This window comes from Rhodococcus sp. Chr-9 (assembly GCF_000801125.1).
Lineage (GTDB): Bacteria > Actinomycetota > Actinomycetes > Mycobacteriales > Mycobacteriaceae > Rhodococcus > Rhodococcus pyridinivorans.
On sequence record NZ_JTIZ01000118.1, the window covers coordinates 88,403 to 100,939 of the forward strand.

Annotated in this window: 13 protein-coding genes and 1 pseudogene; 6 read left to right on the plus strand and 8 right to left on the minus strand. The window is 67.3% G+C overall.

Annotation, left to right across the window (positions count from 1 at the left end; genetic code table 11):
• Positions 1 to 218 precede the first annotated feature (218 nt).
• Complete coding sequence (locus tag QR64_RS18390; RefSeq protein WP_006552449.1) at positions 219 to 593, plus strand: SHOCT domain-containing protein; 375 nt, start codon at positions 219 to 221, stop codon at positions 591 to 593.
• Between the two features lie 22 nt (positions 594 to 615).
• Here QR64_RS18390 and QR64_RS18395 read toward each other — a convergent pair whose 3' ends face one another.
• On the minus strand, positions 616 to 1,512 hold the full coding sequence (locus tag QR64_RS18395) for a LysR family transcriptional regulator (protein ID WP_039586658.1): 897 nt from the start codon (positions 1,510 to 1,512) through the stop codon (positions 616 to 618).
• A gap of 72 nt (positions 1,513 to 1,584) precedes the next feature.
• Here QR64_RS18395 and QR64_RS18400 point away from each other — a divergent pair, with 72 nt between their 5' ends.
• From QR64_RS18400 to QR64_RS18410, 3 genes are read left to right on the plus strand one after another with little or no spacing between them, the layout of a single operon-like run.
• Positions 1,585 to 2,622: an EamA family transporter gene (locus QR64_RS18400; protein ID WP_039586660.1), complete on the plus strand. Its 1,038-nt coding sequence runs from the start codon at positions 1,585 to 1,587 to the stop codon at positions 2,620 to 2,622.
• Entirely contained in the window at positions 2,517 to 3,770 is a 1,254-nt protein-coding gene (locus QR64_RS18405; protein WP_024102795.1) for a Mur ligase family protein, read from the plus strand. The genes QR64_RS18400 and QR64_RS18405 overlap by 106 nt, the downstream gene beginning before the upstream one ends.
• Positions 3,763 to 4,473 (plus strand): type 1 glutamine amidotransferase, encoded by a 711-nt coding sequence (locus tag QR64_RS18410; RefSeq protein ID WP_006552453.1) that lies wholly within the window; start codon positions 3,763 to 3,765, stop codon positions 4,471 to 4,473. The genes QR64_RS18405 and QR64_RS18410 overlap by 8 nt, the downstream gene beginning before the upstream one ends.
• 4 nt (positions 4,474 to 4,477) lie before the next feature.
• On the opposite strand, the gene QR64_RS28730 is transcribed toward QR64_RS18410, so the two are convergent.
• The 4 genes and pseudogenes from QR64_RS28730 to QR64_RS18425 form a co-directional block, all read right to left on the minus strand.
• Positions 4,478 to 4,729 carry a hypothetical protein gene (locus QR64_RS28730; RefSeq protein WP_033097918.1) on the minus strand — a complete coding sequence of 84 codons (252 nt, stop codon included), beginning with the start codon at positions 4,727 to 4,729 and terminating at the stop codon, positions 4,478 to 4,480.
• A pseudogene (locus tag QR64_RS27360) lies at positions 4,621 to 4,929 on the minus strand (alpha/beta fold hydrolase); the annotation flags it as partial. The pseudogene QR64_RS27360 and the gene QR64_RS28730, both read right to left, overlap by 109 nt.
• Positions 4,930 to 5,072: 143 nt before the next feature.
• Positions 5,073 to 5,552: a rhodanese-like domain-containing protein gene (locus tag QR64_RS18420; protein WP_006552455.1), complete on the minus strand. Its 480-nt coding sequence runs from the start codon at positions 5,550 to 5,552 to the stop codon at positions 5,073 to 5,075.
• A complete protein-coding gene (locus QR64_RS18425) occupies positions 5,549 to 6,208 on the minus strand; it encodes a TetR/AcrR family transcriptional regulator (protein ID WP_033097919.1) in 660 nt (219 codons plus the stop codon). The genes QR64_RS18420 and QR64_RS18425 overlap by 4 nt, the downstream gene beginning before the upstream one ends.
• 233 nt (positions 6,209 to 6,441) lie before the next feature.
• On the opposite strand from QR64_RS18425, the gene QR64_RS18430 reads away from it, so the two are divergent.
• Together QR64_RS18430 and QR64_RS18435 are read left to right on the plus strand one after the other, a co-directional pair.
• Positions 6,442 to 7,377, plus strand: coding sequence for a metal-dependent hydrolase (locus QR64_RS18430; RefSeq protein ID WP_039586662.1), 936 nt, complete (start codon positions 6,442 to 6,444; stop codon positions 7,375 to 7,377).
• Complete coding sequence (locus QR64_RS18435) at positions 7,377 to 8,525, plus strand: hypothetical protein (RefSeq protein WP_033097920.1); 1,149 nt, start codon at positions 7,377 to 7,379, stop codon at positions 8,523 to 8,525. Before QR64_RS18430 ends, QR64_RS18435 begins: the two co-directional genes overlap by 1 nt.
• Positions 8,526 to 8,735: 210 nt before the next feature.
• On the opposite strand, the gene fadD5 is transcribed toward QR64_RS18435, so the two are convergent.
• The 3 genes from fadD5 to QR64_RS18450 form a co-directional block, all read right to left on the minus strand.
• Positions 8,736 to 10,334 (minus strand): fatty-acid--CoA ligase FadD5, encoded by a 1,599-nt coding sequence (gene fadD5 / locus QR64_RS18440; protein WP_039586663.1) that lies wholly within the window; start codon positions 10,332 to 10,334, stop codon positions 8,736 to 8,738.
• Between the two features lie 306 nt (positions 10,335 to 10,640).
• Positions 10,641 to 11,420 carry an enoyl-CoA hydratase gene (locus tag QR64_RS18445; RefSeq protein WP_039586665.1) on the minus strand — a complete coding sequence of 260 codons (780 nt, stop codon included), beginning with the start codon at positions 11,418 to 11,420 and terminating at the stop codon, positions 10,641 to 10,643.
• Complete coding sequence (locus tag QR64_RS18450; protein WP_006552461.1) at positions 11,417 to 12,406, minus strand: NAD(P)H-dependent flavin oxidoreductase; 990 nt, start codon at positions 12,404 to 12,406, stop codon at positions 11,417 to 11,419. The genes QR64_RS18445 and QR64_RS18450 overlap by 4 nt, the downstream gene beginning before the upstream one ends.
• Positions 12,407 to 12,537: the final 131 nt, after the last annotated feature.

Below are 12,537 nucleotides of genomic sequence, written 5' to 3' on the forward strand. Positions count from 1 at the left end.
AATGCGGTGGACCCATGAGGGTCCACCGCATTCGTCGTTTTCGGGGATTTTCACCCCGACAATTCATCTCGCAAATACCGTTTCGGGCAATTACCGCACTCTCCGGAAAGATACAGTTCCGAATGTTCGACGAGAACGAACCCGTTCACGGGTGATATCCGTCGAATTCCGCAATTCTCGTCCCGCAGAGTCGTTCTGCTCGAACCCGGAGTGTGCGTATGGAATTCATGGACATCATCTGGTACATCATCGTCTGCTTCGCATTCATCGCGTACCTCATCATGCTGTGGATGATCATCGGGGATCTGTTCCGCAACCGCGAACAGTCCGGCTGGGTCAAGGCGATCTGGATCGTCTTCCTGTTCGTCTTCCCGTGGCTCACGGGCCTGATCTATCTGATCGTCCACGGCACCGGAATGGCAGAGCGCTCCGCGAAGGAGGCCGCGCAGTACAAGGCCGTGCAGGACGACTACATCCGCTCGGTCGCCGGCAAGTCGCCCGCCGAACACATCGCCGACGCGAAGAAGCTGCTCGACGAGGGTGTCATCGACCAGGCCGAGTTCGACGCACTGAAGGCCAAGGCACTCGCCTGATCCCGCGCGACCACCCGTTCGTTCACATCGACAGCTTCCGTGCCGCTGCGGTCCGGAAGCTGTCGAGCACGGCACCCACGGCTGGCCGTCGCGACGCTCCCGGGCGGGTGACGAGCTCGTAGAGCCGCGCCGCACGTACACCGGCCAGCGGCAGGCGCACCAAGGCGGGATGCAGAACCGAGTACCGCGGCAGCAGGGCCACCCCGTGCCCCGCCGCGACGAGTTCCTCGATGACACGGAAGTCGTTGATGCGGTGCACAACCCGAGCACGGATGCCCGTCACCGCCGCGACGGAGAGCAACACGTCGTCGACGGGGAATCCACCCCGCACGCTGATCCAGTGCTCCCCCACCAGTTCGTCGACCTGCACGCGGTCCTGCGCCGCGAGCCGGTGCCCGGGAGGGAGGACGACATCGATCGGTTCGCGCATGAGCGTCTCGACGTGGACACGCGGACCGGACAGCGGAGCCGAACGCTCGTCGCGGTGGGTGAGCACCACGTCGTAGTCGGCGAGCAGTGCGGGCGCGGCCGAGGCCGGGACGTCCTCGTCGCTCACGTCCAACTCGACGCCGATCGCCCCGGCCGCCTCGAGCACGGCCGGCAGCAGGAGTGCTGCCCCGGAGGGGAACGACGCCACGCGCACCCGTCCGCGGGGCGACCGCGCATAGGCGGTCATCTCGTCGGCGGCCCGGTCGAGGGCGTCGAGCACCTCGTCGGTGCGCACCACGAGCGCACGACCCGCGTCGGTGAACCGCAGGCGTCGGCCGTCGGGTTCGAGCAGGGGCACTCCCGCCTCCCGGGCGAGCACCTTGAGCTGCTGCGAGACGGCTGACGGTGTCATCGACAACGCTGCGGCTGTCGCAGCCACGGTTCCGCGGTCGGCGAGTTCGCGCAGTATTCGCAATCGCACGACATCCATGTAGTAAAACTACACACTTTCTTCAGGAACATTCGCTTGTCCTGATTGTTTCCTGCGCAAAGAATTGACGGCATGTCGTTCCGGGACCGTCTGCTCGCGTTCACCGTCGTGGTGCTCTGGGGATGCAACTTCCTCGCGATCAGACTGGGCCTCGACCACTTCCCGCCGTTCTTCTTCGCCGGACTGCGCTTCGCGATCATCGCCGTCCCGGTCCTGCTGTTCGTCCCGCGACCCGCCGTTCCCCTGCGCTGGCTCCTGCTCTACGGCGCCGGGTTCGGCTTCGCCCAGTTCGCCTTCCTGTTCTGGGCGATGGAGGCCGGTCTACCCACGGGCCTCGCGTCGCTCGTACTGCAGTCGTCCGCGCCCTTCACGGTCCTGCTCGCCGTACTGTTCCTGCGCGAACGGCTCGACGGTGTCCGCCTCGCCGGTCTCGTCGTCGCCGTGTCCGGCATGGTGATCGTCGCCGTGGGGCAGGGCGTCGCGGACGCGAGCCTGCTCCCCATGACCCTCGCCGTGCTCGCCGGTCTGTCGTGGGCGGTCGGCAACATCGCGACCCGCAAAGCGGGCGCCGCCGACCCCATGCGCCTGATGCTGTGGATGTGCGTCGTGCCCGTGCTCCCCTTCTTCGGGATCTCCTGGTTCGCCGAGGGCCCGCAGGTCTGGTCCACCCTCGGCACCGCCGTCACCACCGTGGACGGGGGCCTGGCGCTGGCCGGACTCACCTACGTCGTCCTGGCGGGCACGATCGCCGGCACCGGCATCTACGCCTCGCTGCTGTCGCGCTATCCCGCCGGGGCCGTCGCGCCGCTCTCCCTCATGGTGCCGGTCGTCGGGTTCACCGTCGCGTGGATCACGCTCGGCGAGCGACCGGCACCGTCCTCCCTGATCGGCGGTGTGATCGTCATCGTCGGAGCCCTCGCCGCCCAGGGCGGACACCGCAGTGTGACGAGCAGGACGCTCCTCCGGCGACACAACGCTCCCGCGCCTGTGGAACACTCGCCGACGTGGGAACCAGCACAGGAATCACCGCACGTGGACGGCTCGCATTGCGCGCAGCCCGAGCCGCCGCGTGGGCGTCCCAGAAGGCCGGACGCGGTAAGGGCTCGATGATCGGAGGGCTCGTCGCCCTGAAGATCGACCCGGCACTGATGAAGCAGCTCGGCCACGGCCGGCAGACCGTGCTCGTCACCGGGACGAACGGCAAGTCCACAACGACCCGTATGACGGCCGCCGCGCTCGAGACGATCGATTCGGTCGTCACCCAGGCGGACGGCGCGAACATGGACGCCGGGATCGTCGCCGCGCTCGCCACCGATCTCCGGGCGCCGCTCGCCGCGATCGAAGTCGACGAACTCCACACCCCGCACGTCGCCGACGCCCTCGAGCCCCGCGCGATCGTGCTGCTCAACCTCACCCGCGATCAGCTCGACCGGGTCGGCGAGATCAACATGATCGAGCGGAAGCTGCGTGAGGGCCTGAAGCGGCATCCCGACGCCGTGATCGTCGCGAACTGCGACGACGTGCTCGTCACGTCCGCCGCCTACGACAACCCGAACGTCGTGTGGGTCGCCGCCGGCGCCGGCTGGGCCAACGACTCGGTGAGCTGCCCGCGCACGGGCGAGCCGATCGCTCGCGAAGGCGACCACTGGTACAGCACCGGCTCCGACTTCGCCCGGCCGACACCGGACTGGTGGGTCGACGACGAGAACCTGTACGGACCGGACGGCCTCGTCCTCCCGCTGAAGCTGACCCTCCCCGGTCGCGCCAACCGGGGCAACGCCGCCCAGGCGGTCGCGGCCGCCGTCGCCCTCGGTGCCGATCCGGCGAAGGCCGTCGCTGCCGCCTCGGTCGTCGAAGAGGTCGCCGGTCGCTACAAGACGGTGCAGGTCGGACCGCATTCGGTGCACATGCTGCTCGCTAAGAACCCCGCCGGCTGGCAGGAGGCCCTGTCGATGATCGACCCGACCGTCGACGGCCTGGTGATCGCCGTCAACGGTCAGGTGCCCGACGGTGAGGACCTGTCGTGGCTGTGGGACGTCCGCTTCGAACACTTCGAAGGCGTGCAGGTGGTGGCAGCCGGAGAACGCGGCACCGATCTCGCCGTCCGCCTGACCTACGCGGGTGTCGAGCACACGCTGGTGCCGGATCCGCTGAAGGCCATCGCCTCGTGCCCTCCCGGCCGCGTGGAGGTGCTCGCCAACTACACCGCGTTCCGCGATCTCAACACCGCCATCGCCAGGAGAGCTGCCCATGTCTGAGTCGACCGTCCGCATCGGACTCGTCCTGCCCGACGTGATGGGCACCTACGGCGACGGAGGCAACGCCCTGGTGCTGCGCCAGCGCCTGCGGATGCGCGGTCACGACGCCGAGATCGTCGAGATCGGACTGAACGATCCCGTCCCCGAGTCCCTCGATCTCTACACCCTCGGTGGTGCCGAGGACGCCGCGCAGCGACTGGCCACGCGGCACCTGCAGCGTTATCCGGGTCTGCAGCGCGCCGCCGAGCGCGGAGCGCCCGTGCTGGCCATCTGTGCCGCGATCCAGGTGCTCGGCCACTGGTACGAGACGTCCTCGGGCGAACGCGTCGACGGTGTCGGCATCCTCGACGCGACCACCTCGCCGCAGCAGACCCGCGCGATCGGCGAGATTGTCATCCGCCCCACCCTCTCCGGCCTCACCCAGCCGCTGACGGGATTCGAGAACCACCGCGGTGGAACGACTCTCGGGTCCGATGCCACCGGACTCGGCCGCGTCGACCGCGGTGTCGGCAACGGCGTGGGCGACGGACTCGAAGGTGCCGTGCAGGGTTCGGTGATCGGCACCTATCTGCACGGTCCCGTGCTCGCCCGCAATCCCGAGCTCGCCGATCATCTCCTGATGCGCGCTCTGGGAGTCGACTCGCTGCCGCCGCTGGATCTGCCCGAGGTCGATCTGCTGCGGCAGGAACGGTTGCGCGCCTGAGTGATCAACCGTGCGCGGCGATGTGTTCGAGGACCAGCCGCGCGAGCTTCTCCGGCTCCTCGTCGGGAATCCAGTGGCTCGTACCGACGAGCGTTTCCCGTCGGTACGGCCCACTGACGTAGTGGGCCGTCGCGTCGACCCCGGCGGATCCGATCGCCCGCTGGTGAAGAACGAGCGCATGAACGCCGTCGGATGCGGAACGGACACCGCCGTCACGGTGCGGACGAGATCGGGACGATGCGCCGCGAGCACCCACGCGACGGCGGCTCCCCAGTCGTGGCCGACAACGTGCGCGCGACCACCGGGTACCGACTCGATGAGCGCCGCGACGTCGCCGACGAGCAGGTCGAGGCCGTAGTCACGGCGGCGGGGTGGTGGGGCGCGACCGCCTCCCAGACGCCCTGTGCAACCCCTGCTGCAGTCGCGGCGATCGGCCCCGAAACCTCCCCTGAACAGGGGTTCGGCCCGGTGATTCGCTTTACGCGTTCTCCGGGCCGGATCTCTGCTTCACGAGCTTCTCTCTGTCGTCCGCGGACGTCTCATAAGCTCGATTCGCACCTTCGATGTTAGCTACATCACAGTGCGAACGCAAGCCCTTTTCACGACGCCGGCCGGACCGGGGCGAGGGGGAATCCCAGAGTCGCCCAGTCGTGCAGTCCCCCGCGGTAATAGGCGAGCGCGGACGAGGGATATCCGGCATCGATCAGCTTCCGGATCGCATCGGGCGACTGAGGGCACTGGGGACCGTTGCAGAAGACGATCGTCGTCCGGGCGGGGTCGAGCTCACCCCTCCTCTCGACGATATCCTCGTGCGGGATGTTCACGGCACCGGGGAGGCTCACCCCGCTCCGGGAATCGGGCACCCGCGTGTCCACCAGCGCAGCGCCCCGGTCGAGCAGTTCGATCACCTCGAGTTCACCGACGGTCGCCACGCCCGCCGCCACCTGCATCGGCTGCACCTCGCCCCAGGTCGTCTCCACCACCGTGCGGTCGGCTTCACCCTCCAGCGGGCGGGGAACGTTCTGGGGATCGCCGTCGCGCGTACGATCGGCACGCCTGATCTGCTGCTCGTTCGTCACGAGCCGGACTCTACGGGAGAGCAGTCGCGCTTCGCGAGATTGCCGGAATCCCACTCCCGCTGGGCGAGCATCGCCGTACCCATCCATCGTCGCAGGTAGCGGCGCAGATCGTCGTCGGAGCGTGGCGGGGTTCCCGGCGAGACGAAGAACGACTGCATCGTGCGCAGCACGTACTCGACCAACTCCGCGAGGGAGTCGTCGTCGTAGCCGTGTTCCTCCCAGTCGACGTCGAACCGCTTGATCATCGCCATGCCGAACATCCACGCCTCCTCCGAGGCGATCGCTTCGGGATGCGGGTTCGAATAGGTGCTCGACAGCAGGATGCCGAGATGCGGGGTGCGACGCACCTCCGCGAGCGTGTAGACCACACCTTCGGTCATGGCCTCGACCGGATCGTCGAGTCCCGCGACCTGCCGGGTGAGTCGTTCCAGGAATCCTTCGACCGAGGCGATGGCGGCCGCACGCATGAGGGCGTCCGCGCTGGGGAAGTAGCGGTAGACCGTCTGGCGGATCACCCCGAGGGACTGGGCCACATCGGCGATGTTGATCTCCGCGCCGGTCCGGTCGATCAGGTCGACGGCAGCGGCAACGATCCGCTGCGACGCCTCTTCGTCGTCGGCGGGAGGACTCCCACCCCACCCACGTCTACGTGCCACTTCGCGCTTCCTCGAGCCGTCGCCTGGAGAAGGCCCGACGGTAACACAGCCGACCTCGGTGGATGTGGTGCGAAACGGGCTCCCGCGGGCGAATAGGACACCTATCATACACATGACGCATTTCGTGTATGGTCACGTCGATCGGGGCCTCCCGGCTCGTTAGAGGTCCTCCCGACCGTGTCCCGAAACAGGTCCCCAGCCAGCCCGGCGTCGACGAGACGAGGTACCGCCCCATGACGAACCTGCAGGTCCGCAAGATGCGTTTCGCATTCGCGGATTACGACGTGCCGTTCCTGTGGAACGAGGAGAACCCGGCCTTCTCGAGCATGGCCAACGCCGTCTCGCTCCTCGCGATCGGCTTCGAGAAGATGATCGTCAACATGATCCGCGAGATCACCCCGCGCATCACCGATCCCGAGGTCCTCGAAGAGGCCAACGCCTTCATGTACCAGGAGGGGCAGCACTCCACCGCCCACCGGCAGCACGTGAAGGGACTGATCAAGAGCTATCCGGGGTTGCAGGAGACGCTCGACGACGTCATCGGCGCCTTCGACAAGCTCACCGCCGAGACTTCCCCCGAATACCGCCTCGCGTACACCGCCGATCTCGAGGCGACCTTCACTCCCGTCTTCAAGCTCATGCTCGACAACGACGCGGCGCTCTTCCGCCCCGGCGACGACCGGGTCGCCTCGTTGTTCATCTGGCATTTCGTCGAGGAGGTCGAACACCGCAGTTCGGCGCTCATCATCTTCGACGCGGTGGTCGGCAGCGATCTGTACCGCATGCGGCAGGCCCCCTCGGTGTTCAAGCACGTGCTCGACGTCATCGCCATCGCGTGCGAGGGCTTCAACAAGCATGTGCCGCTGCAGGAACGGAAGATCAACACGATGTCGATGTTCGCGTCGCACCGCCGTAAGCAGAACCTGCGGCGCCGGTTGCCGTTCCTCCAGTACCAGGATCACGGCCCGATGCCGCGCGCCTTCGACGTCCTGCCGCTCGGCGAACAGCTCGTCGCGCTGGTGGGCATCATCCGCAGCCAGATGCCCAAGCACAATCCCGACCACGAGAAGCTGCCGGCCCTCGCCGACGTGTGGTTCCGTCGATTCGACGAAGGCTACGACGTCTCGCACTGGTACACGGCGGAAACCGTGGGCGGGAGGAACAACTGATGTCGGACCTGTGCTCGCCCACCTTCGAGGACCTCTCGACCCGCCTCGGATTCTCGTGCGACGAAGCCGGGGGAATCTTCGAACTGCGCAGTCCGTTCGCGCTGGAGAACTGGACGCTGCCCGTCCTCGAGCTGACCATCGTGCTCGGGGCGGTGCTGATGCTCGTGTACGCGATCGTCCGGTTGCGGCGCACCGGTGACGCCACGAACCTCGTCGTCTGGCTCGGCACCCTCGCGTTCCTGTTCATCATCGAACCGCTGCTGTACTTCCCCGACGCCTTCGGCGTGGAGGACTACCTCGACACGATGTTCGCGCACAACGTGTTCACCGTCGAGTTCATGTGGGGACGCCTGCCGCTGTACATCATCGCGATCTACCCGATGATGGCGACGATCGCGTTCGACATCGTTCGGATGCTCGGGGTGTTCCGGCAGTACGGCACCGTCGTCGGCGCCGTCTGCGTGGGCTTCGTCCACCACGCCTTCTACGAGATCTTCGATCACCTCGGACCGCAGCTGCGGTGGTGGGAGTGGTCGCTCGACAACCCGATCAACCAGCCCTTCTTCGACTCCGTTCCGCTCCCGAGCGTCGTGGTCTTCGCTGCCCTGTGGCCGATGTCGCTCGCATTCTGCGCGCAGTTCTTCGTCGGCCGGCACATCGACGCCGGTCGCACCTTCGGCGGGCTCGAACTGACCTGGCGCACGGTCACCGTCGGACTACTCGCGTCCGTGGGTGTGGTGATCCTCCCTGCGCCGGCGACCGTCATCGGCATGGGCAGCACGACGGTTCGGGCAACGATCTACGCGGCCGAACTCGTGATCCTGTCGATCGTGGCGATCTACGTGCTCTCACGCCAGTGGTCCCGGCTGCGGAGTACACCCACGGATCGGCCCTATTCGAACGACCTCGTCCGCTGGTACGCCGTCGCCTATCTCGTCGTGATGACCGTGCTGTGGATCGGTGCTCTGCCCGACTGGTTCTCCGCCGTCGACGGGGTCACCGAGGCAGGCGACCCGATCGGTAGCCTGTGGTACACAGTCGCATGCTTCGCGGTCGCAATCGCCTGTGTCGCTGCGACCTTCACCGTCCCGCGCAGGGCCGATACGAGCCCGGACGACACCGCGTCGAAGACGCTCACCGAGGCCTGACGAATTCGGTGGTGCCCGACGTTCCGCTACGACGGAAGCCGGCCCGCGCTACCGCGTGTCGGCTCCGTCGAGCAACCACCGGTCGTCGACCCTCTTCAACGTGATGACGAAGCGGGTCGCGTCGGTGCGTCCCTCCGGCACGACGACGAACGCGGACACGGACCGCAGTGGTCCGGTCCCCGTTCGTTCGTACGAGGAGTGAGCCGGGGATCAGCCCTGGGCGACGGCGGGGAGACCGCCGCGGAGTTCACCCTTGACGACCTTGCCGCTCGCGTTGCGCGGCAGGGCGTCGACGATCACGACCTCCTTGGGGTGCTTGTACCGTGCGAGGTGCTCGTCCAGGTACGGCTGGAGCTCGTCGAGGGTGAGGTCGTCGTTGCCGGGCTTCAGCGCGACGACGGCGACGGGCACCTCGCCCCACTTCGCGTCGGGGCGACCGATGACCGCGGCCTCGAGCACCTTGGGGTGCCCGAACAGGACGTTCTCCACCTCGGCGCAGTAGATGTTCTCGCCACCCGAGATGATCATGTCCTTCTTGCGGTCGACGACGTAGACGAAGCCCTCCTCGTCGACGCGCACGAGGTCGCCGGAATGGAACCATCCGCCGTAGAATGCCTCGCTGGTAGCGGTGGGGTTGTTCCAGTACTCGCGCATCATGGTGGGACCGCGGTAGACGATCTCGCCGACCTCACCGGGAGCGACGTCGTTCATCTCGTCGTCGACCACACGCGCCTGGATTGTGGGGATGACCCGGCCCACGGAGCCGAGTTTGCGGATGGCGTCGTCGCCGTCGAGCACGCAGGTGATGGGCGACATCTCGGTCTGGCCGAAGACCGCCACGTTGAAGGCATCGGGGAAGGTCTCCGCCATGGCCCGCAGGATCGTGTCGGAGCTCGGCGCCGCACCCCAGGAGATGTTGCGCAGCTTCAACTTCCGCGGCTCGGCCTGCTGCGCGGCGCACATCGCCTGCCACTGCACCGGCACGAGGAACAGGCTGGTGACGTTCTCGGCCTCGAGCACGTCGAGCAGTTCCTCCGGGTCGAAGGCACCGACCGGGTGGATGACGGTGGGCGTGCCGAGCATCAGGCTCGGCGCGATCGAGCCGAGGGCCGCGATGTGGAACATCGGCGACGCGCAGAAACCGATGCCCGATTCGTCGAACAGACGGAAGGCCCGGATGCAGGTGAGCGACTGCGCTTCGAGATTGGAGTGGGTGAGCACGGCGCCCTTGGGCCGGCCCGTCGTGCCCGAGGTGTACATGATGAGCGCGGGCGTGTCGTTCGGGATCTCCACCGGCGGGTGGGGTTCGCCCTCTTCGGCGACGAGTGCCTCGTAGGAGAGCGAGTCGCCTTCCGGCTCGACTCCGACCGTGATGGACAGTTCGATGCCCTCCGCCTGGCCACGCGCGGCGGCGGCGAGCGGGACGAGCGGCCCCTCCGCGACGATCGCCGTGGCGCCGGAATCGCCCACGAGGAAGGCGACCTCGGGTGCGATGAGGCGGAAGTTCACCGGCACGGCGATGGCACCGAGGGCGTTGGCCGCGAGCACGATCTCGACGTACTCCGGACGGTTGAGCATGAGGATGATGATGCGGTCGCCGAAGCCGATGCCGCGACGCGAGAGTGCATCGGCGAGCTTCTCGACACGCGTGTCCAGCTGCGACCAGGTGATGGTCTCGCCGCGGAATCGGAAGGCCGTGCGATGGGGAATCATCAGGGCGTGGCGCGCCACCTGATTGTTCCAGTTGTTGCTACGGAAGCGGGTGGCGTCGGAGCCGACCGCTTCGGAAACGACAGAGGGGGGAACCATCGATGATCCTCTCGTGACGTGGCGGGAGTGCGGGCACGGCCTGTTCCGAGCCGTCGATGTGTGAGGCACATTACAGACCCGGAACGGTTTGGGCCAGAGCTTTTGTTAACGGAGATTCCACGAATGCGGACCGCCTCGCTCCAGGCGTCGTCGCCGAGCGAGAACGGGTGAAAGAGGCAGAAAACACTGGTAGAGCGTTGGTTTCACCGGACGGGAGCGGGTGTTCGACGAGCACGTCGGTTCCTGCTCCCGTCCGGAAAGTTCCTTGTCGATCCTCCTAGAACCATGCCGGGAAGGATCGTCCCGTCAGGCGAAGCGAGCGGGACGCTTGTCCAGCATCGCCATGGCACCCTCCGCGAAGTCGGCTGAGCCGAGGAGCTCGACCTGACCGTCCTTCTCCCGCGCGAGCGCCGTGTCGAGCTCGCCGAGCGTCGAGGCGTTGAGGGCCCGCTTCGTCAGTTCCAGGGCACGTCGCGGACCGGATGCGGTCCGCGAGGCGACGGCGTCGACGTGCGCGGCGAGTTCGGCATCGGGCAGGGTGCGGGCGACCAACCCGAACCGGTCGGCGTCCTGCGCGGACACCCGCTCGCCGAGCAGTGCCATCTCGGCGGCCCGGGCCCGCCCGATCGCGGCCGGAACCAGCAGGCTCGCGCCGCCGTCGGGCATCAGTCCGATGTTGACGAAGGCGAGCAGGAAGTACGCGCTCTCGGCCGCGTAGGTGAGATCGGCCGCGAGGGCGATCGAGACACCGACGCCCGCCGCGGGACCGTTGACCGCCGCGACGACGGGCACCGGGACGGATGCGATCGTCCGGACCAGTTCGTTGGCGGTGTCCATGACGACACCGGGGTCCTGCGGATCCGCCGCTCCCGCAGCCAGGTCCGCGCCCGTGCAGAACGCCGATCCCTCACCGGTGACGACGATCGTACGGACGCGTTCGTCGTCGCCGGCCGCCTTCACCGCGTCGCTCAGCGTCTTCATCGTGGTCAGGTCGATCGCGTTCATCCGGCGCGGACGCGTGATGGTCAGTCGCAGGATGCCGTCGGCGAGTTCGGACCGCAGGCTCTCGGTGGTGGTCGAGGTCATGCGCGCACCGCCCGATCTGCACCGGCGATGTCGTTCAGGCGACCCGTGATGATGGCCTCCGCCTCGGCGACCATGCGGTCGACCAGTTCTCCGACGGTGGGGATGTCGTGGATGAGCCCCTGGCTCTGCCCGGCCGTCCAGATGCCGGCGTCGAGTTCGCCGTCCTCGAAGACCTTGCGGCCTCGGGCGCCGGCGACCAGGTGGGCGATGTCGCCGAATTCGGCTCCGCGCGATTCGATCTCGACAACCTCTTCGCTCACCGCGTTGGTGGCGACACGAGCGGTGTTGCGCAGCGTGCGGAAGATGAGCTTCGTGTCGAGTTCGGTGTTGCGGACGATCTGCTCCTTGACCTCGTGGGCCACGGGCGATTCGACCGTGCACATGAAGCGGGTGCCCATGTTGACACCGTCGGCGCCGAGCGCGAGTGCCGCCACGAGCCCGCGGGAATCGGCGATGCCGCCCGACGCGATCACGGGAATGCTGAGCTTGCTCGTCGCGGCGGGGATGAGGATCAGGCCCGGAACGTCGTCCTCGCCCGGGTGCCCGGCGCACTCGAAGCCGTCGATGCTCACGGCGTCCACGCCGATGCGCTCGGCCTTGACCGCGTGCCGCACGCTCGTGCACTTGTGGATCACCTTGATGCCGGCATCCTTGAAGTGCGGCAGGTGGTCGGCCGGGTTGAAGCCGGCGGTCTCGACGATCTTCACGCCCGAGTCGATGATCGCCTGGCGGTACTCGGCGTACGGCGGCGGATCGATCGACGGCAGGATGGTGAGGTTGACGCCGAACGGCTTGTCGGTGAGTTCGCGTGTCCGTTCGATCTCGCGGACGAGATCCTCCGGGGTGGGCTGGGTCAGTGCAGTGATGAAGCCGAGCGCTCCCGCCTCCGCCACGGCGGCCACGAGTTCGGCGCGGCCGACCCACATCATGCCTCCCTGGACGATGGGATGCTCCACCCCGAAAATCTCGGTGAATCGGGTTCTCACGAGTCCTCCTCGGTCCTTCGAAAAGTGCCGCTGTCGTGACGGTTCCGTATGCGCCCAGCGGTGACGCAGCTGGAGAATTGGTGCTAACTTTGCGGTCTGGGTGCTGGTTTGTCAATACGTTCTGCCCTGCA

Coding starts and splice junctions, on each gene's coding strand:
- QR64_RS18390 (WP_006552449.1), top strand. CDS start 219: ATGGAATTCATGGACATCATCTGGTACATCATCGTCTGCTTCGCATTC.
- QR64_RS18395 (WP_039586658.1), bottom strand. CDS start 1,512: ATGGATGTCGTGCGATTGCGAATACTGCGCGAACTCGCCGACCGCGGA.
- QR64_RS18400 (WP_039586660.1), top strand. CDS start 1,585: ATGTCGTTCCGGGACCGTCTGCTCGCGTTCACCGTCGTGGTGCTCTGG.
- QR64_RS18410 (WP_006552453.1), top strand. CDS start 3,763: ATGTCTGAGTCGACCGTCCGCATCGGACTCGTCCTGCCCGACGTGATG.
- QR64_RS18430 (WP_039586662.1), top strand. CDS start 6,442: ATGACGAACCTGCAGGTCCGCAAGATGCGTTTCGCATTCGCGGATTAC.
- QR64_RS18435 (WP_033097920.1), top strand. CDS start 7,377: ATGTCGGACCTGTGCTCGCCCACCTTCGAGGACCTCTCGACCCGCCTC.
- fadD5 (WP_039586663.1), bottom strand. CDS start 10,334: ATGGTTCCCCCCTCTGTCGTTTCCGAAGCGGTCGGCTCCGACGCCACC.
- QR64_RS18445 (WP_039586665.1), bottom strand. CDS start 11,420: ATGACCTCGACCACCACCGAGAGCCTGCGGTCCGAACTCGCCGACGGC.